Annotated in this window: 20 protein-coding genes and 1 tRNA gene; 18 read left to right on the top strand and 3 right to left on the bottom strand. The window is 38.8% G+C overall.

The genetic code is table 11. The annotated features are described in order from the left end of the window. Positions 1-10: 10 nt before the first annotated feature. The 8 genes from OGI71_RS14505 (at position 11) to OGI71_RS14470 (ending at position 11,663) form a co-directional block, all read left to right on the top strand. Entirely contained in the window at positions 11-3,493 is a 3,483-nt protein-coding gene (locus OGI71_RS14505; RefSeq protein WP_282249873.1) for a phage tail tape measure protein, read from the top strand. Positions 3,494-3,552: 59 nt separating this feature from the next. Next, positions 3,553-5,139 (top strand): hypothetical protein, encoded by a 1,587-nt coding sequence (locus OGI71_RS14500; protein WP_282249871.1) that lies wholly within the window; start codon positions 3,553-3,555, stop codon positions 5,137-5,139. Between the two features lie 8 nt (positions 5,140-5,147). Further along, a complete protein-coding gene (locus OGI71_RS14495; protein WP_282249869.1) occupies positions 5,148-5,516 on the top strand; it encodes a hypothetical protein in 369 nt (122 codons plus the stop codon). A 4-nt stretch (positions 5,517-5,520) separates the two neighbouring features. Further along, entirely contained in the window at positions 5,521-7,119 is a 1,599-nt protein-coding gene (locus OGI71_RS14490; RefSeq protein WP_282249867.1) for a hypothetical protein, read from the top strand. Continuing rightward, positions 7,119-8,651: a hypothetical protein gene (locus OGI71_RS14485; protein ID WP_282249866.1), complete on the top strand. Its 1,533-nt coding sequence runs from the start codon at positions 7,119-7,121 to the stop codon at positions 8,649-8,651. The genes OGI71_RS14490 and OGI71_RS14485 overlap by 1 nt, the downstream gene beginning before the upstream one ends. A 1-nt stretch (position 8,652) precedes the next feature. After that, complete coding sequence (locus OGI71_RS14480; RefSeq protein ID WP_282249864.1) at positions 8,653-9,126, top strand: N-acetylmuramoyl-L-alanine amidase; 474 nt, start codon at positions 8,653-8,655, stop codon at positions 9,124-9,126. Between the two features lies 1 nt (position 9,127). After that, positions 9,128-11,203, top strand: coding sequence for a hypothetical protein (locus OGI71_RS14475; RefSeq protein ID WP_282249863.1), 2,076 nt, complete (start codon positions 9,128-9,130; stop codon positions 11,201-11,203). 160 nt (positions 11,204-11,363) lie between these two features. Beyond that, complete coding sequence (locus tag OGI71_RS14470) at positions 11,364-11,663, top strand: hypothetical protein (RefSeq protein ID WP_282249861.1); 300 nt, start codon at positions 11,364-11,366, stop codon at positions 11,661-11,663. A gap of 52 nt (positions 11,664-11,715) precedes the next feature. On the opposite strand, the gene OGI71_RS14465 is transcribed toward OGI71_RS14470, so the two are convergent. Both OGI71_RS14465 and OGI71_RS14460 read right to left on the bottom strand, forming a co-directional pair. Beyond that, a complete protein-coding gene (locus tag OGI71_RS14465) occupies positions 11,716-12,894 on the bottom strand; it encodes a site-specific integrase (RefSeq protein WP_282249859.1) in 1,179 nt (392 codons plus the stop codon). Positions 12,895-13,120: 226 nt separating this feature from the next. Then, positions 13,121-13,194, bottom strand: a tRNA-Ile gene (locus OGI71_RS14460). Between the two features lie 89 nt (positions 13,195-13,283). On the opposite strand from OGI71_RS14460, the gene OGI71_RS14455 reads away from it, so the two are divergent. The 8 genes from OGI71_RS14455 (at position 13,284) to OGI71_RS14420 (ending at position 21,111) form a co-directional block, all read left to right on the top strand. After that, a complete protein-coding gene (locus OGI71_RS14455; RefSeq protein WP_282249857.1) occupies positions 13,284-13,916 on the top strand; it encodes an HAD family phosphatase in 633 nt (210 codons plus the stop codon). 89 nt (positions 13,917-14,005) lie between these two features. Beyond that, positions 14,006-14,200, top strand: coding sequence for a 30S ribosomal protein S21 (gene rpsU, locus OGI71_RS14450; RefSeq protein ID WP_046672133.1), 195 nt, complete (start codon positions 14,006-14,008; stop codon positions 14,198-14,200). A 103-nt stretch (positions 14,201-14,303) separates the two neighbouring features. Beyond that, the gene (locus OGI71_RS14445) at positions 14,304-15,185 is read left to right on the top strand and encodes a tyrosine-type recombinase/integrase (protein ID WP_282249855.1); all 882 of its coding nucleotides are present in this window, start codon (positions 14,304-14,306) and stop codon (positions 15,183-15,185) included. 14 nt (positions 15,186-15,199) lie between these two features. Continuing rightward, positions 15,200-15,559, top strand: a complete 360-nt coding sequence (gene raiA / locus OGI71_RS14440) for a ribosome-associated translation inhibitor RaiA (protein ID WP_282249853.1) — start codon at positions 15,200-15,202, stop codon at positions 15,557-15,559. Between the two features lie 314 nt (positions 15,560-15,873). After that, positions 15,874-16,248 carry a DUF6686 family protein gene (locus OGI71_RS14435; RefSeq protein WP_282249851.1) on the top strand — a complete coding sequence of 125 codons (375 nt, stop codon included), beginning with the start codon at positions 15,874-15,876 and terminating at the stop codon, positions 16,246-16,248. A gap of 385 nt (positions 16,249-16,633) precedes the next feature. Further along, positions 16,634-17,161: a ferritin gene (locus OGI71_RS14430; protein ID WP_223583426.1), complete on the top strand. Its 528-nt coding sequence runs from the start codon at positions 16,634-16,636 to the stop codon at positions 17,159-17,161. A 136-nt stretch (positions 17,162-17,297) separates the two neighbouring features. Then, on the top strand, positions 17,298-20,063 hold the full coding sequence (locus OGI71_RS14425) for a TonB-dependent receptor (protein ID WP_282249848.1): 2,766 nt from the start codon (positions 17,298-17,300) through the stop codon (positions 20,061-20,063). A gap of 79 nt (positions 20,064-20,142) precedes the next feature. Then, positions 20,143-21,111 (top strand): NAD(P)H-quinone oxidoreductase, encoded by a 969-nt coding sequence (locus tag OGI71_RS14420; RefSeq protein ID WP_282249846.1) that lies wholly within the window; start codon positions 20,143-20,145, stop codon positions 21,109-21,111. On the opposite strand, the gene OGI71_RS14415 is transcribed toward OGI71_RS14420, so the two are convergent. Further along, positions 21,100-21,963, bottom strand: coding sequence for an AraC family transcriptional regulator (locus OGI71_RS14415; protein ID WP_282249844.1), 864 nt, complete (start codon positions 21,961-21,963; stop codon positions 21,100-21,102). The genes OGI71_RS14420 and OGI71_RS14415 overlap by 12 nt on opposite strands. Positions 21,964-22,105: 142 nt before the next feature. On the opposite strand from OGI71_RS14415, the gene fucP reads away from it, so the two are divergent. Beyond that, positions 22,106-23,371: an L-fucose:H+ symporter permease gene (fucP, locus tag OGI71_RS14410; RefSeq protein WP_282249842.1), complete on the top strand. Its 1,266-nt coding sequence runs from the start codon at positions 22,106-22,108 to the stop codon at positions 23,369-23,371. Between the two features lie 9 nt (positions 23,372-23,380). After that, complete coding sequence (locus tag OGI71_RS14405; protein ID WP_257087854.1) at positions 23,381-23,713, top strand: L-rhamnose mutarotase; 333 nt, start codon at positions 23,381-23,383, stop codon at positions 23,711-23,713. Positions 23,714-23,715 lie beyond the last annotated feature (2 nt).

Raw genomic sequence — 23,715 nt, 5'->3', positions numbered from 1 at the left:
TTTTTGTTTCATGGCTAGGCAGAGAACAGATACAGAAGCCGTCATTCGGTTAGTGATTGATGGGAAGCAGGCGCAAACATCTGCAAAAGAATTGCAGGATACAATTAGGCGACTGCGCACTGAGTTGAACAATATGCGCCGGGAGGATAACCCGGCGGAATATGATCGACGCGTGGAAGAATTGCGGCGCGTTCGTGAGGCTTGGGAAGCTGTAAGGCATGAGATTAACGGGACAACACGGGAAACAAGATCATTTCGTGATGAGATGAAATCCTTAGTGGCAGATGCATTGGGCGGATTGTCAATAACAGGTATCGGATATGCAATTGCCAACGGTGCCAAAACCTTTGTACAAAAGAATGCAGAAATATCTGATTCGTATGCGCGGGTACAAAAAACTACCGGACTGACCGAGGAAGCCGTGGATCGATTGAACGATAAGTTCAAAAAGATGGATACACGCACAGCCAATGCAGAATTGCTCGGATTGGCTGAGGTAGCTGGAAAATTGGGTATATCTGCTGAACGTGAGGTTGAAGGATTTGTTAGAGCCGCTGATAAGATCGGTGTGGCACTTGGGGAGGATCTTGGGGGAACCGAAGAGGCTATAAATTCACTCGGTAAATTAACCGATATCTTCAAATTGAAAGATACTTTCGGTATCGAAGATGCGCTAATAAAAGTCGGTTCAGCAATCAATACATTGGGTGCATCCGGTACTGCAGCTGAAAGCGAATTAGTTGATTTTGCTAATCGTCTGGCAGGTGTGGCCCCGGCGGCGAATATTTCACTCCCTGCTGTCCTGGGGATAGCTTCCGCACAATCAGAACTTGGGCAATCAATGGAATCTGCCAGTACTGCAATAGGTCAGTTTATTGTTGGCATTGGATCCGATATACCGCGATACGCAAAAATTGCAGGTATGTCCGTATCAGAATTTAGCTCATTACTGAAAAATGATGCGAACGAAGCATTATTAAGGGTATTAGCCAATGCTAAATCTACTGGTGGAGGTTTGGAGGTAATGGCAAAAAATATGGGCGTATTGGAAGTGTCCGGTTCACGCGGTATTGCTGCTTTGAGTTCAATGGCTGAAAACATTGATCTTGTCCGTAAACGTCAACAGGAGGCTACATCATCATTTGATGAAGGTACCTCTATTATGGATGAGTTCAATACCATGAACAATACGCTTGGGGCTAACTTGGATAAGTTATCCAATCGTTTATCCAATGCGTGGCAAAAATCAGGTATGCGTAGTTGGCTGACAGATATAACAGCTGCAATGGTTGATACTCGTTCGGGTATTGATCAACTAATTTCTTCATCACGAAATCAGGATAAAGCATTCGAAGATAAAGGAAAAGAATTAACCAAACTTACTGATAGGTATGATATCTTAAAAAGTCAGGTTTCTCTTAACAAGGCTGAGGAAAGTGAACTAAAAGAAATTATTCAGCAAATTTCAAAAGTATTGCCTGAGTCGGTTACAGAATGGAATGCCTATGGTGAAGCTTTAGATATTAACAGACAGAAAGTTTATCAAATGTCGCTAGCTGAACAGGAATTATATAACATTCGACATAAAGGCGAAATTGACAGCTTAAACGGAATTTTTGAAGCGCAAAAGCAATATTCTGAGGTTATGGCAAAGAATGCTAAGGATTCTCAGAATAGATTGAACAATTCAAAAGAAGGTGGGTTCTTATCCCTTTTTGGTATTGATAAAAAGGGTGTTTGGAAATCTGAGATTACCGAATTTACCAATAGAAGTAAGGTTGCAAGCGATGATGCTTACCGTGCAATTTTGGAATTGCAAAAGCGTGGGCAAAAGTTGACCGATGAACAGGAAAAGTATTTGTATGAAATTGAGAAATCCCGTTCGGTAATGTTGGATCCTGACCTGCCGGGAGCAAAGCCAGCAACTGGAAAAACATTAGAAGGTACAAAGAAAACGAAGTCCGGTAAATCAGACGCGGAAAAGGAGATCGATAAGGCCGCTGAGATGTACAAAAAACTGGTCAAAGCATCCGAGGATTTTGGAGCTACTCAACTTTTGGAATCTCTCTCTCAAAATGAAAAGGAATTACAGGCTGAACGCGATAAATATCAAAAACAGATTGATGCGTGGGAGGAATTCAAATCGCAAAAAGGAGCTTCCAGGGAACAACAGGTGGAAGCTGATGGCCGTATTGCTCTCTTAGAAGTAGAACGTGAATCCTCCCTTTCAAACCTTCGTTTAAAACAGGCTACGGATACAAACCGGAAAATTGAGGAGCTTAATACTGGTTTAGCGAATAAACATGCGTCCGAACTCCAAAAAGAGCGTGACAATATCAATAAGTTTTACGACGAACTGGAGCGCGAAGCCGCCAATGATGCAGCTGTCTTAGTAAAATTAAAAGAAGATCGTGCAAAGGCGTTGGCAGATGCCGTCGTTCGCGAAGAATCCCGAATTAAGGACGAAACAAAGCGTCTGGAATCTGAAACAGAGAATTCATCGTCCAATAGATACGATAAAAAGCTTGAGAAAATTAAGACGGCTTATACATCTGAACTCGAACAACTGAAAGCAAAGTTTGATGCAGAGCTTTTGGAAACCGAAGCCTTTTTGCAGTTAAAAGCGGCGTTAGAGGCTAAGTATGATATTCAACGGAATAATGTCGAAATTGATAGGCAAAAGGAAAGAAGGGGTGCATTATTGGACATTGCACAATCGACTGCAGATGCTGTTGCTGCAATTATGTCGAATAATCGACAGGCAGAATTGGACGCTGTTCTTTCCAATCTTGACAAGCAACGGGAGAAAGAACTTTCTAATAAAAATTTAACGGAAAATCAGAAAAAGGCGATTAATGATAAGTATGATAAACAAGTAAGAGCCGAAAAATTAAGAGCCTGGAAAGCCGATCAAAAAGCGTCCATTATCCAATCTGTCATTAACACTGCTTTGGCTGTCACAAAAGCCTTACCTAACGTTTGGTTGGCAGCGGCGGCGGCGGCAGCAGGTTTGGCGCAAACAGCAATTATTGCTACGCAGAAACCTCCGCAATTTGCCAAAGGTGGATTCATCCCGGCTGGGCCATCCCACGCTCAGGGAGGTATCAACCTAGTAGATCGTCGGAATAACCTTATTGCTAATATTGAAGGTGGTGAACCGATTTTATCGCGCGATACGTATGCCAATAATAAAGATGTGGTAGACGCTTTGATTTACAATAGCCAGCGGCGTAACGGTGCATCTATCGGCATAAATTCTGATGCAATAATAGCTGAGGAATCAACACGAAGATCGTCAAGTGGTACTGTTGTCGTGCCTCCTCCAGTTGTAAATTATTCCGGCGCGGAAAAAATCGACTATAATCAATTTGCAAAGATTATTAAAGGGTATGTTGATGATAAAATTTCAAAAATTGAAGTTGTCCAAAGTTATCATTTGGTACAGGATCATAATCAGAAAATTGTCAATATCCAAAATAGCGTAGATTCTTAGTTATTTAAGTCCGTTATAGTGTCCTTTCCCTTTTATTGAGGGAAAGGCATTTTTGTATTATGGCAATTCAAATAACACGTCAACCCAACGAAATAAGCTGGTCTAGGAACCCGATTTTATTCGAGTTCTTTACGGACCAAGTCGTTCAAGATTATGGGCGGAAGTTGATATTTATTTTGGATTTTACTAGTGTTGAAAATGATGCTACAATCATTATTACTGATTTTGAGAATACTTATGTTATGTATGAGGATTGGAGCTTTACGCTTTCAATCGGTCAGACTGTATTACCATTTTCTTGTGAATATGGTCAAACACCAGGTAAGTTTAGGATTCCACATCGAATAGCGGAGCCATTAGAACCAAAAACGGCTTGGCTAGAACGGGTAAAAACGGCAATGTTGCAAGCTTTCAATGTCGGTTCTCTATTTTCTATCAATGTCGATGAGCAGACACTTGTTTTTACATCGAAAAAAAATGATAGTTCGCTGGAAGTGAGTTTAGATGCAGAAGCTTTCCCACATCCGTTATTGGGTATAGAACAAACGGCTGTAGATATAACTTACACGCCTAATCTAAAAATCTACGTTGAGATGTTTGCGTTTGACCTAGAAGGCAATGAGCAATCTGTTGTTTCGGCGGCACTTGCTCCTGGATTGGATGGGAAAGCTTTTTGGGATTTCTCCAGTCCATTAACAGCATTTGTATTGGATAATGGTCCCGATAGACCATCACTTTATGATGTTGTATTTGGAAAAGGAAAAGTGATTCGGTCATTCTTTATCCAAGTTACTGAGCTTTATGGCGAGCCACAAGTTGCTCGAATGTCTTTAAGATCAGGTAGTTTTGCGGCTATTTTTGGAGGACTTCCAAAGAATTTAATAGGTACTTCGTTAGTGGATTCCTTAAAGGTAGATGATAAAGTAAAGTTCCTGACAACTTCAAGAACTAAGAAAGTTACCCCTGATCAGCCACAATGGATATCCTGGTTAAATGTTTCGGCTTCTCTATCTGATATAAAAGTAATCGTCGAACTAGTGTATAACGATGGTACGCCCTATATTTTCGAAGTTCATTCTTTTGATTTGGTCGTAAAGTATGGGAAAATAATCATTCCTATAGGGTTGGATCAGATTGGTGCGAATACTTTATATCCCGAATTGTCTGTGGTGTCTTATTCTGTTTATCTACAATCAGAAGGAAAGCAATTATCGGAGACAATTACCTATAGTGTTGACAACAGGTATTTACCATATAAACGTTTTTTTCTGTTCCAAAATTCTCAGGGAAGCTTTGAAACCTTCTATACATACGGAAAAAAATCAAACTCTTTGGAATTTGAGAAGGATAGCGCTCGCATTATCCAAGTGAAAGATTTTGTGTTGGAGAATGGAGAAAATGTCGATATCGATTTGACCAGCCAGGAAAAGGAAAAAGTCAATACTGGATTCAAATCAAAGGCAGAAATCAAAGCGATGCGAGACTTTTATTTGAGTAAGGATAAGTTGACCTATGTTGATGGAAAATGGTGGCCTGTTAATCTCTCAAGCTCATCTATTGAAGAAATTCAGGACGGGAACGGCTTGTATGCTCAATCGTTCGAAATTTCCGGTCAGCATCTGCAAGAATTGTTTTATGAAAATTAAAAATAGCTATGGATTATAATATTGATTTAAATGAATTCGACATCACGGTGATTCGTGGTACAAGTGAGGAATTCAAGTTTTGGGGCTGGGAGGTTGTTGAAGAATCGACGGGAAACATAGTTCCTTGGAGTTTAATGGGGAAAAATATTCGCATACAATTCAAAAGTGATCTTAATACGAGTGATATCGCTCTTGAACTGACAATAGGAAACAAAGGGCTAACAGTTGAACCTACGGTTCTGACATTGCATTTTGGATTAAACACGATAGAACTAAAACGAGATGTGTATTACTACGATATTTTGATAATAGACGGAAGTGAACGCGCAACTATGGTACGAGGAAAATTGATATTAACAGGTATTGTAACTAAATAAAATAATGAGTAATTCATATAAAGTCACTGTCATAGCTGGATCAAAAGTTGTCGCGGATATGGCCAAAAGTGTAAAAGAATCCACAATAGAAGCTTCATTAGAAGTTAAAATGGTGGCAGGTGGAGCATCGGAAGCTACTGCTGTTTTGCTGAATCCCCCTAATCCATTGCCTTTAACCTCTAATCGTAAGATGACAAAGGCTATTGGATGGTATAAAAATGCAACTGGATCTGCTTGGGAAGCTCCTAAAGGTTATGATAATACGAATTGGTGGAGCTTTGAGACTGGGTTGTGGAGTTTAGGAACTTCGTCACCTTATCCTGTAAATCCCGCTGATGGGAAGGTTGTCGAGGGAGATGCCAAAGCAACAAGTGGAGATGTAGTTTATAAATCCATAAAGCCGATTGATTCCATTGTTAATGGAGGGAATGTCCCTTTTGGAATCTTGCAAGATATTGAAACTTACAATATTACAGACACCAGTGTATTTGCAGAGGTAAATCTGAGGAAACCCGCGCCTAAAAGTGGCAAAATTGGACTGATAAGAATTTTTGCACATAAGGTAGGTGATATCAAAGCGGCCGTTTTTAAAGATGAAACACCAGTCGGATCGAGTGTTGCTACTTTGCGAAACATGCAGGAAGTTTTATTGAATTGCGCAACCGTAGGAGTTAATACATTTCTTGATGGTACCCACTTTAACAATTTTTACGTTGAAGCTGGTTGGTTAGCAGGTGTCAGAAAGATGGTAGATGGGGCATTGCCAACAAGGATAGCACTCCCTATTGGAACAAAAGGAGGCGCGAGAGGAACATCAACAAGTGCTCCTGTTGTTGGGTCTGCGTCAAATATGGGTATCCATCCGCTTGAGTTTGCTATTGAGTTCGAAGTAAATTATGTTGGTATTGATTCAGATTTGACTGCTGCCAATAAAAAAGTGTTAACATTAGAGTCACAACTTGCATTAGCTGTAAAAACGTCTGATTATAAATTAGAGTATGGGAATAATTTATTAGACCCGAGCATGCGGATTCTTGGTAAATATTTTGACAGTGCTGGTAATATTCAATCTGGATCCGGATGGGAAATAGTTTGGATTGACGTGTCCAGGTTTAAAGCGGGCGACCAATTTACACTTGGCGCAATGGTTATCAGCACAGGCCATGCAGCCTGGTATACCGATAATACTAAGGATGGATATGCTGGGAACTATTCTACTGGCACCCTTCCAAAAGTATTTACATATCCTACAGGCATATCTCCAAATTGGTTGGGATGTACCGTAATGCGCGGGGGTATTTCTAATCCAAATATCATGTTCAATGCTGGGGTTGTTGCGCTTCCATACGAACCTTACAAAAAACCAGTAATTATAGGTTTTGGTGAACTTGAGATAAAAGCTGGTAATAATGGCGGCGGACAGAGTTCCGATCAACCCACCAATACAACAGATAGTGTAAAGTTTGCCTTCATTACTGCCGGTGGCGCTGAGTTTCCTATTGAGGTATGGGATGGAGTTTCCCCAACTGATCTAATGAAGAATCAGTTTTTTGCCTTTGAAGATGGTAACTCGAATTCTTATGCTATTAGAATGAAGAAATAATGGTATTGCAAGCATTGATTTTTCCTCGCAAAGATTTGGAAGCCAAAATTTGCGATTATCGTTACGGCAAGCGGTTCGCCGTACAACAAAATACGGATTCTGGACTTAGATTGTTCGCGAATTTCCAGTTGTTTCAAGCATTCAAATATGGTATAAAGTATACGATGTTTACAAATGCCTATAATCCAGGTGGCGGCACAGCACTTTCAAACACTGAATATGTTAATATGGTAGGGACTGGTTTAGTTGAATTGGAACATTATTTTTCAACGGATAAATGGATTAATCCTGTTACTGGACTGGATGAACTTATACCGGATCATAGTAGTAAGGGATGGACAAATTTAGGCGCCACCTATTTTAATGTAAATGCCGGTGATCCAAAAGCAGAATTATTCCCAAATCATGGACAGGAATTGTATGATATCAGTGGGGGGAAATATGGTTATGATGTAGTTAACGGGGTGGCAGGAGTTAGTAATTTGTCTGAACTTAAGGGAATCAAAGAGCGGCAAACTGCCTGGTTTGATTCACTAGAATTAAAGCCATGTAGTGCCTTCTCATATCGGAATGGTAGGGATATTAGTCCGGAAGTTTACAAAAAATTGTATCTGTTTGGTCGTCAAAGTAATACAAACGGAGCGTATTATTATTATGGGAAAAGCAAGATTGATGGAATAGCTTTGGGTAATGATCTCCAACAAAGTAGAAAAGATCTTGTAGATCGCCGTATTACTACACGATGGGTTGATAGTTATATTTCTACAAATCCAGGTGCTCAAGAGAAAGCAAATCAATTGTTGCGTGATAAAACAATGCAGGCTTACACGAATAGAGGTGCCTATACAGATTTCTCACACCACCATTCAGCAAAGACAAATCAGGCATTGGAAGACTTGTGTAAGACATTGGGCACTTATCTTGATAGTTCGGGTTTAAGAAATGAATGCTGGATAGCTGGCTTCGGTGAGTTGTCAGAGTATTATTGGTTCCGAGAACTTACGAAAAAAGCCGTAGCGACAGTCATGCACTCTAAAGTTTATATTACTCTTCTTTGGGAAGATTTAAAAACTATACAGAACGGCCTATCTGATGGAATTTTATTAGAACAGCTGAACACACCACTGTCTATTGAAATAGATCTTACTGGTACACCGTTGGCCGATAAAAGCATTAAAAGTACGGGAGGTAAATTAATGCGTCTTGGAAACAATAAATATCTTGTTGATTTTCCTTTTCGGAACGCTGTGGAGGGTATAAAATCAGTTGTATTAGAGGTTGGAGAAGGAAATTATTATGATAATGTTAGTCTTTCTGTCTCATATTATAAGAATGGTAATCAGGTGACTATTTATACAAATAAAGATACCCGGGCAGTTGTATTCACTACTTCCACTGACATATACTCTATAGCTCCTGTTCTCTATTCAAATGACTTGAATACATCACACACATTTAATATTGATACGGCAAATATCAACTACGTAGGAGTAGTAGATGAATTAGGTAAAACAAGATTAATAGAAATTTAGAATGCAAATCAAAGACAACAAACTAGTTGGAGTGGCTTTTCGGGCCACTCCAAACAAAGGGAGCGTTATCACTCCTATTTATATCGTGATGCATTACGATGCAGCGCCAAATGCCACAAGTGCGATTAATTGGATGACTGATCCAAAAAGCCAGGTCTCAGCGCATTTGCACATTAGCCGGGATGGAGTGGTTACGCAATTGGTACCATTCAATCAAAAGGCCTGGCACGCTGGTGTGAGCAAATGGAATGGCTTGACAGGACTAAACAGTTACAGCATCGGTATTGAGTTGCAGAATACGGGAACACAAGAGTATACCGATGTTCAACTCAATACAGCTGTTGAAGTTTGCAAAGCTATTATTGCAAATTATGGTATTCAGGATATCATTGGCCATAGTGACATCGCTCCTGGAAGAAAACCGGATCCAGGTAAGCAATTCCCCTGGTATATGTTCAAACCATTGATAAAATAATATGGCGGCATCATTCGCAATTATTACAGACAATGGCGTCATCTTGGACGTGGCACCGGAAAGCAAACTGACTGTTAAATTCGTTGCCACGTCTTTCAATGAAGATACAGTTATCAAAGGCTCATTTTCCTATCCAATGGTGTTTCCCAAAACGGAAAAGAACGACGCGGCCTTTAGTTACGGCCGATTCCTGGAGAACAGATTGGGACGAAAATCCATTGATGTCAACGTGTCGTTCCTGGGAATGAGCTGGAAGCGTGGAAAGGTTGAATATGACGTTTCAGAGAAAGGATATGAGGCGCATCTTATTGTTGACAATTCGCTCGTTGCCGATCTGTTGCGCGATAAAACTATTGCGGAGGTATTCACCATTACGAAAAACGGAAAGTTCCTAAGCCATAAATCAATCCGTATCGATGGACCTGGGGCAGGTGTCAATGATAAAATTGTATCAATCAACAATTCTGTCGGAGGATATCCATTTTGTCTGCCAACGTATTTGAACCCAATGGCAGAGGGGGAAATGAAAATTAAGGATGATGGATCCGGTCAAATTGATCTTGAAGGATCGGTAATAAATGATTTCTCTGATGGTTACACCGTTAAGCCTGATTCTTTATATGGAGCATCATTCTATCTAACCTGGGTAATTAAAGAGGTCTGTAGCTTCCTGGGTTTTAGGGCTGTAGGTTCCTATTTGAATGATCCTTTTATTAAGTCCGCAATAATTGATAATACTGGAGTTAGACAGGGAAGCGATATTTTGACAAGTGGCACCATTAACCCGGCTCAGCACCTGCCAACATTGTCAATATCTGATTTTATAAAGGCAATACGCAATGATCATCGGGTGATGGTTTATTTTGATTCTCAAAATCAGGTAGTCCATTTTGAAAAATCGAATAAGATTTTGTCTACGCCAAACCGTATGGATATCACTGATGCACAAACAACTATCCCACGGATTAAAAGACAGCCTATTGGAGCATTCAAACTGATTACAAAAATAGACGACGCAGATGAAATGTATAAGGCATTACCCTATGAGGGAAGCGTAATTATTGGATATACGGATACCTTTAAAGAGGCACCTATGGCAATTGGTAGACCATTCATGAGGTCCGAAACTCTGTGGGGTGTTGAAGGGGTGAGGTTGCCGTGTAAAACTCAAACTGGCAATTGCTATGGTGATGGGTTAAATGGTAAATTAGCCTACAATGCTGATAACGTATATGGCAAAAACTCGTTTGCTTTTAGACTGTTGTCGTACAAAGGTTCTTTGGGACTTGGTGGAACGATTCACATTGCAGAATCAACTGCTGATGATATCGGGAATTTAGATAGAACTTTTGATAATTCACTAGCATTAGGAGGGGATAAGGGGATTATCAATAAATTTTCGTTGCCTTGGTATGCTTTCTATTGTATTTCTGAGCAGGTGGAACTACAGGCTAAATTGAATATCAATCAGTTCATGGCAATTAATCCACTGCAGAAACTGTTTATTGCGGGAGAGAATCGGGCAAAGATTGAGATGCTAATGGATGAAGTCACTTTTGAGCCATCGCGAAATAGTGAAACGCTGGATGCAAAAATTGTTGGATATCCTCATTATGATCTTAATGCAATTGCGTCGGGATTCCGTGTGGTGGTAAATACACCGGAAACAATAGCTCCGGAAGGTAAGCTATATGCACGGGTTCTTTTGGAAAATAAAAATCAGGATAATTCGTATAGATCTTATGCGGATCTAGTTATAGAATTTTACCAAGATCCAGGTCTCTCCATTCCCGCTATTTCTGTAAACAATTTGCATGTCCATGTCGTCAGACAAATTAGAGATTATAATGGTGACAACGAACCAGATCCTGTACGTGAAGAAGGACCGTATGGTGACTATATTGTATCTTCAAACAGAGTTATTCTACAGAGCAATGTCGATCGTTATTGGTGGCGATATGGTGGAAAGGATGCGATGATGTATTATTATGCGTCCGACAGTTCACCATTGCATGATAAGTTCGATGTTATGGGACACTGGGTAATTTGGGTAGATGGTACAAAACATCCTTATTAATTGGACATATATGGACGCGAATTAAATTCGATGGACAATAGTTTGTTTCTGATAATCAGCGCAGTGTCCAAGCGTCCAAAATGTCCATTATATTTTTTTACTTTCCCTTTCAGTTTTTAGTGTCCTTTGGGAATTTTGGTTTTGCCTGTAATATTGTACTATGAAATTTGAAAAGAAAGTTATAGATGGTGTAGCTGCAAAGTATAAGGTAGTGAATGATTTAATTGCCTTGGGTATCCTACAGGAGTTGACCGCTGAACCACACATCTATTTATTTCGGGCTTTTCTGAATGGTAAGGATAAAACTTACTTGAAAAATTTCTGTGAAAATATCCTCACTGTATGGGCTATGACTTTTAAACCCTCGAATTGGAAAAAAGTCGAATTGTCAGTATGGGATAAAGAAAGTGGTGATCTCATCTGTAAGTACGGTGAGGATATTGGTTTAGTCTTTTCATAATTTAGGTTTATAATTGGTTAGTGTATTGCCCGACGCTGTGAAGTGCCGGGCTTTATTTTGGTATCAATGAGTTGAAATTTTGAACAAGAGACTTTTTCTTTCTTGCTGCCATCTTTACGTATAACTGGGTTGTAGCAATATTGGTGTGGCCCATGAGTTCCATTAATGAAAATGGATCTCCACCGAGTTCGATGTAAATAGTACCAAAGGTATCACGTGTACTATGATAGGTAAGATGTTTGTCTATCTGGGCGCGAGCTGCTATAATTTTGAATACTTCATTTATATAGTCATCGGAGAATGATTTAAACAAAAAGTCCTCAGCATCGATTACCAAATCGCGAGCATAATCATTCAATGGTACTTTCATAAGTTTTCCGAACCGTTCACCTTTTTTCGGTCTAAAAACTAACCATCTATCTCTTATATTTTCTTTTTTTAGTCTGTGGGTATCGGAAATACGTACACCTGTCAAACAGGAAAATAGCACGCGTCTCAATATTTCCTGATGATCTGGTCTGAGTAATTTCTCTTCATAAAGAATCATGAGCGCTGTAACGTCTTCCTGTTCCAAGGCTTCACGGTCGCCCCGAACCCAATTAAACTTAAAATCTTTGTATGGATTTTCTTTAATGATACGCTTTGCTACTGCTCTATTGATATATGTTTTGATATCCTTGTGGTAAGCAGATACCGTATTGTGCATTTTATCCTTACTTTTTTGGTAGGCGTCAAATTTCGATATTTTATCCTTTGTTATTTCAGATATAGGAATATAATCGGATCCCCAAAATTCAGAAAATCGCTGTAAACTGGATTTGTGTTTTCGGTATGACTCGTAGCTGATTTGCTTAGATTTATACCTATCCCTGATTTCCTCAGTCATGAACAGATAGAAATTGACATAGACTTTATTATTGGTAATGCTATCAATGATTTGGCTGAGTCTTATTGTATAATCATCGACATAGGCTTTGGTAGTCATTTTATTGATGATCGTCTTGATATGATTCAATTTTGCATTATGAGCATCCACATCCGGATCACCGTCGTATCTTGAGATAAGTAATTGGTTTTTTTCGTCGAGATTGTTTTTCGGCCATTTTATATCGGTGTTAAAGTCTGTTTTTACATCACCTTCCCAAAATCGTATATAAACCGTTGACAATCCTTTTGCGTTTACACGCGAATCCATAGCCACATAATAGCGGATATTCCTGTTTTCTTCCATAGCAAAATCTCCCTGCGAAGTGCGAAGTTTTTAAAAGTTTGAAATTATTTGGAAAAAAATACGTCGTGGGTAGTTGGTCGAAAAAAACGTATCGAATAATGCTGGCTTATTCCAATGTTATTTACTGCTATCTAAATGCGAAGGTGTTTTTAATGGCTCCGCGAAGTAGATTTTATTCTAAAAACCGCCTTTATTATTGTTTAAAGGCGGTTTTTTTGAATGTAAGTGCTCCCACCTGGGCTCGAACCAGGGACCAAAAGATTATGAGTCTTCTACTCTAACCGACTGAGCTATAGGAGCAGGTCGTTTGTTTTGTCAATTTTGACATTGGTTATGCTGTTTTGACGATGCAATTATCGATATTTGTATCGGTATTTCAAAATAATTCGATGGAAAAAATTAAAAATATTGTTCTTGATTATGGGAATGTAATCTTCATGATCGACTTTGTAAAGTTGAAAGTTGCTTTTACTCAGTTAGGTATAGAAAATGTTGATGAAGTTTTTGGGCATCATGGTCAAAGTGCACTTTTTGACGATTTTGATAAGGGAAAAATTGATGCTAGGCAATTTCGGGATGGAATCCGGGAGGTTACCAAAAATCCAGCATTGACCGATACAGAAATCGATGCAGCATGGAACAGTCTGTTGATTGGAGTCCCTAAAGGATATCATGAACTATTGTTGCAATTGAAAGATAAGTACCGTACTTTTTTGTTGAGTAATAATAATGCTATTCATTATGCCTATTGTATGAATGATATTCAAGAAAAATATGGTGTGGCCGATAATGCCGGATTTTTTGAAAAAACTTATTATTCGCATTTAGTCGGTATGCGAAAACCCGACGCCGAGATTTTCGAATTGGTGATGACGGAGCAGCAGTTGAATCCCGTAGAGACACTGTTCGTTGACGATAGCCCTCAGCATTTGGCTGCAGCACAGCAGTTGGGCTGGCATACAGCACTGTGTACCAGGGAAAAACCATTGCAATTGATTCTGGAGGAATTTGGACTATTATAAAAATTATTTTTCTTTTCATATTCAATGGAATATTGTACCTTTGTCCCACTTTAAATTTTAAAAGCGACGAAAGGAGGTATATACAACGCATGATTATCGTAAATGTAAAAGAAGGAGAATCTTTAGATAGAGCATTGAAACGTTTCAAGAAGAAATTCGAGAAAACAGGAGTTTTAAGAGAGCTGCGTTCACGTCAAGCTTATGAAAAGAGATCTGTAACTCGTCGCATTCAAGTGAAAAAAGCGATTTACAAACAATCTTTGAATCAAGATGTCGCTAACTAATTGATTCGCTGAGAATTTAAAAATATAAAGGGAAAAGCATTGCTTCTCCCTTTTTTTTGTGCTTTTAAGTTTGTAATTTAAGGATAGTATAGCGAGGGAAATTATGTTGGAAAAGGAATTTATCCGGTATTTACAGATTGAAAAAAGATATTCAGAACATACCGTTATTGCTTATCGGCATGAACTGGAAATGTTTCAATCTTTTTTGAATGTTGAGGGGCTCGTGTTATCGGATGTTGTCTATCGAGATCTGCGTCATTACTTCGCTCAAATGATGGAGTCAGGTAAAAATGCAAGCTCTGTCAATCGAAGCATGTCTTCGCTGCGTACCTATTTTAAATTTCTTCAACGGGAAGAATACCTTGATAAAAATCCCATGACACTTATTAAGGCATTAAAAACTGCGAAGAAGCTACCCGTTGTTGTGGAGAAGGAAAAGTTAGTTCAGTTGTTGGATCATCTGGAACAGGAGAAGAATGATTTTGAATCATGCCGGAATTATTTGGTGATGGAATTGCTTTTTGGTACAGGGGTTCGCTTGGCTGAATTGTTGAAAATAAAGGAGCAGGATATAGATTTTTTTAATAAAAATATTCTTATATTAGGTAAAAGGAGCAAAGAACGTCTTGTTCCGATAAATGATCTTTTAGTAAAAGAATTGAAAAACTATTTGCAACAAAAAGCGTCGCAATTTGTTGATACTAATAACAGCTTACTAATTGTTACAAAAGATGGTAAACCAGCGTATGCCAAGCTGATCTATGACATTGTGCATCGGTATTTGACGCTGATTTCCACACAAGGTAAGCGAAGCCCTCATATTTTGAGGCACACGTTCGCAACGGCCCTTTTAGATAATGGGGCGGATTTAAATGCAATTAAGGAACTGTTGGGACATGCAGGGCTTGCCGCAACGCAGGTATACACGCACAACTCAGCAGAACGATTGAAGTCTATTTATAAACAAGCTCATCCAAAAGCTTAAAAAAAGGAGGAAAAATGAACATTACTGTGCAATCCATTCGATTTAATGCAGATCAAAAGTTAATCGAATTCATTAAAAAGAAAACAGGAAAATTAGAGCAGTTTTTGGATTCAATCATCGGTGGTGAATGCTACCTGCGATTGGAGAATGTCGATGACGAGGCAAATAAGATTTCAGAAATCAAACTGAATATCCCAGGGAGCCAACTTTTCGCAAAAGGGCAGGCGAAGAGTTTTGAGGAGGCAACGGATATCGCCGTAGAATCCTTGCGTAGGCAGATTAATAAACATAAAACAAAGACAAAAAATACAGTCGTTACTAATCGCAAAGAAGTACTTACCGTAGAGGAAGAAGAAGAGGAAGAATACGATTAAAATATAACACATACATTTTAACGGAGGAGGTCAAACAATAATTGACCTCCTTTTTTTTGGAACGATTTGCCATATTGGTTACTGTGGATTTTTTTTGTGTTTGAAAACTGGTTTTATTTTATAATCTATTCAGTTGGTTTAGGACTATCCCGAACTTTTCGCGCTGTTTATAATGCGATAGAAGGGACAGTTTCTCGATGGGATAAATAATAGAGCTGCTTATTTATATTAAATCAAAATAATCACTTATTTTACTTGGATTGATTATAAATAATATTTATTTTTGAACAGTTTAAAAGAGAAGGGTAATAGAAATGTCAGAATTGATTTGTCCATTAGCGCATGTTGAAGAGGTGTTTTCCACTGCAGCTGGTAAAGTTTACCAATGTAGTCGTAAAAATTGCTTCTGGTTGGAGTATAATAATGAAACTACATCTTTTTCGGTGTCGGACTTTTTGAAATTCAAGAAACGTATGGATTCAATCGATGTAGAGCGTATGATTAATGATACCACACGTTCTTCTGATTTTGAAATTGTTATGCCTTTCCGTACAGAAAGATGTTTCATTCTTGCTGTAGAGGATGTGCTTCAACTTCGTGAACTACTGGATGGGGCCAAATTTATGATGGAATTAAATTCCGTTATCAGAACCTGTCTACAGGTCTCTCCATTTGCTGTCTTAGTATAAGGAAGAATACTTTATATAAAAATATCAGAAAAGCGGTGTATGTCCAATTAGGGTATACACCGCTTTTTCTATTGAGCTAAATACTTATTTAAATTAAAATTAAATAAGTGTACTGTGTCTCTCAATTATCTTTATTGTGATTCGGTATTTATTACACCTAAATACCTTCCTATTATTTAAATTTATGGGCAATTGAAAGTATCAATAAATGGTATTTGTAATTGTATTGATTCTAAACAAGTTGTGGTTTGTTTGTCTAATTTAGACTGAATTTGTATTGCATATTATTTATACAGATTTTCGAAATCCGATGTATCTTTGTATTGTAATCAGATGATAAGTTATATCACTTGATATTGTTTTAGAAATTAAACTTAAGGTAAATATGAAAGATTTATTGAAATTAAAATCTTCTTTGAAAGAAGAGATCGAAAATATACTAAATGCACAAATTAAAGTTGAAGCACATTCTTCAGCGTTATATTTGGCAATGTCTTCATGGTGTGATGATCAAGGATTGGAAAATGCGGCTGATTTTTTTGCAAAACAGTCCAATGAAGAGCGCGAGCACATGTTGAAACTTTTCAACTACATTAATAATCGTGGTGGTCGTGCAATCTCTCCGGAGATTACGGGTATTCCACAAGATTTCGAATCATTCCGTGGTGTATTTGAGCAGACATTGGAGCAAGAGATGTTTGTAACAGAGCAATTTAATAACATTGCTGACAAATGTGCAAAAGCTAAGGATTACGTGACGTTCAACTTTGTACAATGGTTCTTGGAAGAGCAAGTAGAGGAAGAATTTGTTGCAAGACGTATCCTTGAATTATTTGATGTAATTGGTGAAGATGGTACTGGCCGTTGGGAAATTGACAAACACCTTGTTAAGGTAGCCTTTGCTGGTGAGTAACAAATTATAAGAATTTTAGTAGTAATAACGAGTTGTTTTCCTGACAACTCGTTTTTTTTTATACAAAATCACAACTTTTTACGTTAATAGCTTAAGAATTTCTTATATTGAATTGTATTATTGCAAAGTCTGTTTGATGAAACTAAGGGGCGGGAATATCATCCGGTTTATACTTTTGTTAACTATTATAAGCTTGTTTTTTCTGCCAACGAATACGTTTGGTCAGGCGACAAAAAAAGAGGTTTATGGAATTGTTATAGATACTGCGGGCAATCCTCTCAAAGGTGTTAGTGTGCATTTGACGAGTTCTCGAGATACACTGTTTTCGTCAACATCAGCGACGGGATATTTTCACTTCGGACGTGTTTTAGGAAACGATATTCGGATAAGCTGTACACAAATAGGTTTGAGCATTCTCGAACGTAGTTATCCGCTTTACAATAGTAGTACGGCCAAACTGGATGTAGGGAAATTGACAATGTTTCCGCATGTTTCCTTATTAAAGGAGATTGTTATTCTCAAATATAAGCCTATTGTCTATAAACAAGATACTGTACAATTTAATTTAGACGCTTTTCAATTCGACAGACGTGCACTTTTGGAGGAGGCGCTTAAAGCCTTACCAAATGTGCAAGTATCTAGAGATGGATCTGTCTACGCCTTCGGAAAACCCATCTCTTCTGTAAAAGTTGATGGTAAGCGATTTTTTGGCGGGGATGTCCTGACTGCTACACGAAATCTCCCCGCGGATTTTGTGAAAAGTGTACAGGTTATTGATTTTTATGGAGATGAAGCGACGGCCAAAGGGATCAAAAGCACCGAATCTGAAAAGATATTGAATATTGTACTTCGAGAGGATAAGAAAAAAATCACTTTTGGACAGGCAACATTGGGCGGAGGTACCGCCGACCGCTATCTTGGAAGTATTGGTGTAAATAGATTTGATAATGGAAAAGAATATTCTATTGTATCCTCTGTCAATAATACCAATACCAATCTCTTTTCTTTTGGGTCTCCAAATGGAGGTGAGCGGGAACGTGAAATGGGGGAGTTGGCAGATTTCGCTGATCCTACAGATGGTGTCAACAAAATAAGTTCAGTCGGGGCTAGTTTTTCCAGCCCACTTTCAAAGGCTGTCAATGCCAGTGGAAAATATTCTTTTACTCAGCGTAACAATTCTACCGTAGGAAATTCTTTTTTGCAGTCCATTTATGGGTCTGGAAAAGGAGTGAATACCTCGATCAGTAATTATGAGGACTATCGGATAAAGTCTGTTGATCGGACACATAAAATGGATTGGGATTTCGATATGAAGCTTTCACCAAGAGACCAATTGAAGATTTCCCCAAAGCTCTCTTGGACGAATTCGACAAGTCGAACATTAAAGGATCGACGGATCAAGAACAACAGGTTGAGCAGTACAGGTAATTATGAAGCTGCTAATAGTACGGAAAGCCCAGCAGCAGCACTCGACCTTTTTTACACGAGGAGTTTTGACAAGCCAGGCCGGAAAATATTATATACTTTTCATACAGATTTCAATGCGTTGGATAAGGACGAAGTACTGCAAGATCAGAACGAAGGGATAGACAGTACTGTGACTCCACCTAAAATAACGAAAACCTTTCTGAATCAAATGATCCGAACGGATAACGAGAGCAAAAATATTCAGAGCCGCTTGTCTCTTGTCGAACCAGTAGATCTGGGAGGTGTGTTAGAGATCAACTATGACCTCGATTACACAAAAATAGATGCCAGCCGCTCAACTTTCGATCATACGAATTCTGAGAAGGAGCCTATAATGATCGATTCCCTCAGTTTAAAATATAACTATTCTTTTGCGAGTAATAAGGTCGGAATGATTTATCGGCAGGATGTGGGGAAAAACGTCAAATTAAATTTTGGCTTTGCTGTTCAGGCTTCAGAATTGAAAGGAGCCCTAACAGGTCAAAATAATCCAGCCTCCTATCCAAATGTAAATTTTGTACCCTCAGCCGGATTAAAGTGGAAGTTTACCAAAGAGGAAGATTTATCCATAGATTACTATGGACGTAATAATCAACCTAACTTCTATCAGATACAACCCGTGGTGGATAATACAAATACACAAAATATTGTTGTTGGAAACGGGGAATTAAAATCAGAATTTGCAAATACAATTGTTTCAAAGTACCGTAAATCAATGACGGGAAAAGGACAGTATTTTGAGGCAAGTTTTGCTTATAACCTGGTAAATGATAAAATTGTTGCAGATCGTACCATTGAGCCTAACTCTACAATACAAAAAACAACCTACCGGAATACGGATGGGTATTTTGATATTAAAAGCTATTACCTTTTTACAGCTTCTTTATTCTCGGATAATTTGCAGATGAGTCTTAATGGAAATGGGGATTACTATAACAATATCTCTTTCATTAATGATAAGAAGAGTTTTGGTGGGCATATTTTAATTACTCAGGCCATTCAATTTCGTTATGCTTGGAATGATATTTTTGAGGCCGAATTAAATGGTAATTATTCGTTGAATCGGGCGACTTTTGATTGGCCGGTTAGGGACAATATTACTGCACATTCTGGAATTGTTGGGCTTGGTTCCAAGGCTTATTTGGGGAAGCATTTCACGATGGGGCTGGAGCTATCCCAAAAGTTTAATGCAGGATATTCAAGTTCCTGGAGTAATATTAGTCCAACGATCATCAATGCATATATGGAATATACTTTTGGACGAAATAATCTGGGTATGTTGCGGTTTCAGGGCTTCGATTTAATGAATCAGAATACTGGAATATCCCGTGCTGTTGTTGGAAATGATATCTTGGATGTTCAAAATAATCGTTTGGCCCGTTATTTTATGCTCTCACTGAATATTCGTTTACAAAAATACCCCAAGAAGTCCTGATATGCATCCAGGCGTAAGATGACATTGTTATCCTGACTGGATGTGAGATATTAAAAACATAATAAATAGTTATTTACAGATGAAAGCAGTTGTGATAAGCAGGCCAGGTGATCCTGAGGTATTAACGGTTGAGGAGCTGGAGCGACCACAGATCGGAGATATGGATGTATTGATCGCAGTCAGGGCCGCTGGTGTGAATAGGCCAGATGTTTTCCAGCGAAAGGGAAATTATCCAGCCCCTCCAGGTGTTGATCCACGTATCCCGGGGCTCGAAGTGTCAGGTGTTATTGTGGAGAAAGGCTCTTTGGTCGATAGCTGGAATATTGGTGACTCGGTGTGTGCGCTGGTTGCAGGAGGGGGGTATGCTAGTTACGTTTCTGTTTACCAGGGGCATTGCCTACCTATTCCAGCCAATCTAAGTTTTGAGGAAGCGGCAGCACTCCCTGAGACAGTATTCACCGTGTGGGACAATGTCTTTCGCAGGGGAAAACTACAATCTGGGGAACACTTCCTGGTGCATGGTGGAGCAGGCGGAATCGGTAGTACAGCTATTCAATTAGGGACCCTATTTGGTGCGGAAGTTTATACAACTGTTAGTTCGGAGGAGAAAGGTCTTTTTTGCCAATCTCTAGGTGCATCAAAAGTAATAAACTATAGGACCCAAGACTTCCAAGAAGTGCTAGCCGACTTGGGAGTTGATGTAATTTTAGACAGTATAGGTGGTGCCTATTTCGAAAAAAACATCAATCTCTTGAACCCCGATGGCCGTCTAGTCTATATCAATGCAATGCAAGGGGCTAAAGCGGAAATCAACTTGCTCAAATTGATGCAAAAAAGAATTCTACTTACCGGAAGTACCTTACGAGCAAGAGATCATCAATTTAAAGAAACATTACGTAATGAGATCTGGGCTGAGGTATGGCCTAAGATTATTTCTGGTGATTTTAAACCCAGACTGTTTCGTGTTTTGCCTTATCATGAAGCTGCAAAGGCACATCAATTCATGGAGGATTCGAATTTGTTGGGAAAAATCGTATTAAGTTTTTGATTTCTGATAGTTAAGCGGGGTCGTACCCGTGATATTCTTGAAATATTTATGAAAGCTTGAGAAGTTTTGAAATCCAGATTCGAAGCAGATTTGCTTAATCGTTTGCTTATTTTCAAGTAATAAATTACAAGCCGTCTTTACACGCATTTCAATTAGAAACTGAAAAAGTGTCTTACCTATCTGCGATTTAAAATAACGACAAAATGAATTGGGCGTCATTCCTGTCAAGGAGGCAAGCTCATGTAGACGGATCTGATCGCGATAATTTTCGCCAATGTAGTGCATGGCTATCCGCATGCGGTCAGCATCCTGATCCTGAGATTGAATCGTAAAGCCAGTGCTGGTTAATAGGTCATGCTGCTCTTCTGTTGCGATGGATGTGAGGATCTGCAATAGGTGGATGATTCTTGTTGTGTCAGCGTTGTCTAGTATTGCATCAATATGTGCTATTGTCTCAGCCTTATTTGATTTAGAAAGTGCTATTCCTCGTTTCGAAATCCGTATCAACTCTTTGATGTTTTTGTTTTCAGGCAGGTTCGTGAATTCATTCCCCCAGAAATTTTCTTTAAAATGCAGTACACGTATATCTGCTGCTTGTGGATTATCTTCCCTTAGGTAGATTTCATCAAACAGCCAATAATGAGGGAGATTGGAGCCTACTAGTGTAATATCTCCGGATTCAAAACGGCGAACGCTGTCTCCAATAAACTGTGTACCAGAGCCCTCTGCAAAATAGATTAATTCAAGTTCTTCGTGATAATGCCAAATGTTGTGGTATTGTGGTGTATTATCTCTTCTTGCGTTGAATGAATGGGTGAGATTGTTGTTTAAATGGAGTAATTGTGCTTTCATAACTATGAAATATATGCATTAAAGTTACATATTTCTGTTTAGATATGGTAATATAGCTTAATGAATTGATAATATACTTGAATATTGTCTAGGTTTTTTAGGCTTATTTTACATAAATAACTACTTATAACCATTTGAATATATGACTAACAAAAAGAGTTACACATTTGCCTTGATTTTGGTGACCTCCTTGTTCTTCTTTTGGGGATTTATCCATAACCTTGATCCGATCTTGATTCCACACTTGAGGAATGCCTTTAGTTTATCGCATTTCCAGGCTTCTTTGGTCGATTCAGCGGTATTTATTGCCTATTTTGTGATGGCAATCCCTGCGGGAATTATTATGAAACGTTATGGCTACAAGGCCGGTATTCTGATCGGATTGTTATTTTTTGCGCTGGGCTGCTTTTTGTTTGTTCCTGCAGCAAATACCATAAGTTATGCTTTCTTTTTGGGGGCCTTGTTTGTGGTCGCATGTGGTTTGACTATCTTGGAAACAGCGGCTAACCCGTATGTCGCTATTTTAGGTGATCCTGCAACATCTGCTCAACGGCTGAATTTTGCGCAGTCATTCAATGGTCTTGCAGCATTCTTGGCACCGATATTCGGTGGGAAATTTATCTTGTCGCATGAACCGAAATCGCAAGAAGAACTTGCGCAGATGGCTGAACAGGCAAAACTGGCTTACATCCAGTCGGAAACAGCTTCAGTAAAGATGCCTTACCTTGTTTTGGGCGTATTGATCCTGTTGATTGCAGCTTTGTTCTTCTTTACCAAATTGCCTGATATCAAGGATGATGAGGAAGAAGGTAAAGCAGGCTTCTTTCATGCCTTGAGACATAAAAATGTAAGATGGGCGGTTATTGCTCAGTTTTTTTATGTTGGTGCTCAGGTCTGTATCTTAAGCTTTTTGGTTCTATACGCGACAGAAGTAGCGGGGATATCAGGGAAAGATGGTGCGGACTATGCAGGTTTTGCAGGATTAGCATTTATGTTAGGTCGATTTATTGGAACCTTCTTTATGCGTTTTGTTTCAGCATCCAAACTGTTGATCATATATTCATTTGTTACGATTGCATTATCACTGTTCGTTATTTTTGGAACAGGGGTACAAACATTATATGCCTTGATTGGAATTGCATTTTTTATGTCCATTATGTTTCCGACCATCTTTGCTTTTGGAGTACAAGGGATTGGTGCAGATACTAAATCAGCTTCGAGTCTGATTGTCATGTCTATTGTTGGCGGAGCGTTATTGCCACCACTTTTGGGCTTAATATCGGATACAACAGGCCATTTTCAATATGGTTATTTTGTGCCTTTAGTATGTTTTGTCGTGGTATTGGCTTTTGCCTTTCAGAATAGGAACGTGAGCATCGCCGAAACAGAAAATCTTAAATCACATTAATAGATAGTAATGAAAAAGTATGTCATGGCATTGGATCTTGTCAATGATCCACAATTGATCAAAGAATATGAGGATTATCACCGTGCAGTGTGGCCAGAGATCAAGCGATCGATTTTGGATGCCGGGGTAACGCAAATGGAGATCTATCGTTTTGAGAATAGATTGTTTATGAATATGGAAGTTGGTGAGGATTTTTCATTTGAGCGGAAATCTGCTATGGATGCTGCCAATGAAAAAGTTCAGGAATGGGAGCAGTTGATGTGGAAATATCAGGCCGCTATCCCGGGATCCAAGCCAGGTGAAAAGTGGGTAATGATGAATAAAATATTTGAATTAGTATAAGT

It is taken from the genome of Sphingobacterium sp. ML3W, from assembly GCF_029542085.1.
Classification (GTDB): domain Bacteria; phylum Bacteroidota; class Bacteroidia; order Sphingobacteriales; family Sphingobacteriaceae; genus Sphingobacterium.
This window is presented reverse-complemented; position numbering and strand designations above follow the sequence as displayed.

Coding starts and splice junctions, on each gene's coding strand:
- OGI71_RS14455 (WP_282249857.1), top strand. CDS start 13,284: ATGGAAAAAATTAAAAATATTGTTCTTGATTATGGGAATGTAATCTTC.
- OGI71_RS14405 (WP_257087854.1), top strand. CDS start 23,381: ATGAAAAAGTATGTCATGGCATTGGATCTTGTCAATGATCCACAATTG.
- OGI71_RS14420 (WP_282249846.1), top strand. CDS start 20,143: ATGAAAGCAGTTGTGATAAGCAGGCCAGGTGATCCTGAGGTATTAACG.
- OGI71_RS14435 (WP_282249851.1), top strand. CDS start 15,874: ATGTCAGAATTGATTTGTCCATTAGCGCATGTTGAAGAGGTGTTTTCC.
- OGI71_RS14505 (WP_282249873.1), top strand. CDS start 11: ATGGCTAGGCAGAGAACAGATACAGAAGCCGTCATTCGGTTAGTGATT.
- OGI71_RS14470 (WP_282249861.1), top strand. CDS start 11,364: ATGAAATTTGAAAAGAAAGTTATAGATGGTGTAGCTGCAAAGTATAAG.
- OGI71_RS14485 (WP_282249866.1), top strand. CDS start 7,119: ATGGTATTGCAAGCATTGATTTTTCCTCGCAAAGATTTGGAAGCCAAA.
- OGI71_RS14425 (WP_282249848.1), top strand. CDS start 17,298: ATGAAACTAAGGGGCGGGAATATCATCCGGTTTATACTTTTGTTAACT.
- OGI71_RS14500 (WP_282249871.1), top strand. CDS start 3,553: ATGGCAATTCAAATAACACGTCAACCCAACGAAATAAGCTGGTCTAGG.
- OGI71_RS14430 (WP_223583426.1), top strand. CDS start 16,634: ATGAAAGATTTATTGAAATTAAAATCTTCTTTGAAAGAAGAGATCGAA.
- OGI71_RS14415 (WP_282249844.1), bottom strand. CDS start 21,963: ATGAAAGCACAATTACTCCATTTAAACAACAATCTCACCCATTCATTC.
- OGI71_RS14480 (WP_282249864.1), top strand. CDS start 8,653: ATGCAAATCAAAGACAACAAACTAGTTGGAGTGGCTTTTCGGGCCACT.
- OGI71_RS14490 (WP_282249867.1), top strand. CDS start 5,521: ATGAGTAATTCATATAAAGTCACTGTCATAGCTGGATCAAAAGTTGTC.
- OGI71_RS14495 (WP_282249869.1), top strand. CDS start 5,148: ATGGATTATAATATTGATTTAAATGAATTCGACATCACGGTGATTCGT.
- OGI71_RS14445 (WP_282249855.1), top strand. CDS start 14,304: ATGTTGGAAAAGGAATTTATCCGGTATTTACAGATTGAAAAAAGATAT.
- rpsU (WP_046672133.1), top strand. CDS start 14,006: ATGATTATCGTAAATGTAAAAGAAGGAGAATCTTTAGATAGAGCATTG.
- raiA (WP_282249853.1), top strand. CDS start 15,200: ATGAACATTACTGTGCAATCCATTCGATTTAATGCAGATCAAAAGTTA.
- OGI71_RS14465 (WP_282249859.1), bottom strand. CDS start 12,894: ATGGAAGAAAACAGGAATATCCGCTATTATGTGGCTATGGATTCGCGT.
- fucP (WP_282249842.1), top strand. CDS start 22,106: ATGACTAACAAAAAGAGTTACACATTTGCCTTGATTTTGGTGACCTCC.
- OGI71_RS14475 (WP_282249863.1), top strand. CDS start 9,128: ATGGCGGCATCATTCGCAATTATTACAGACAATGGCGTCATCTTGGAC.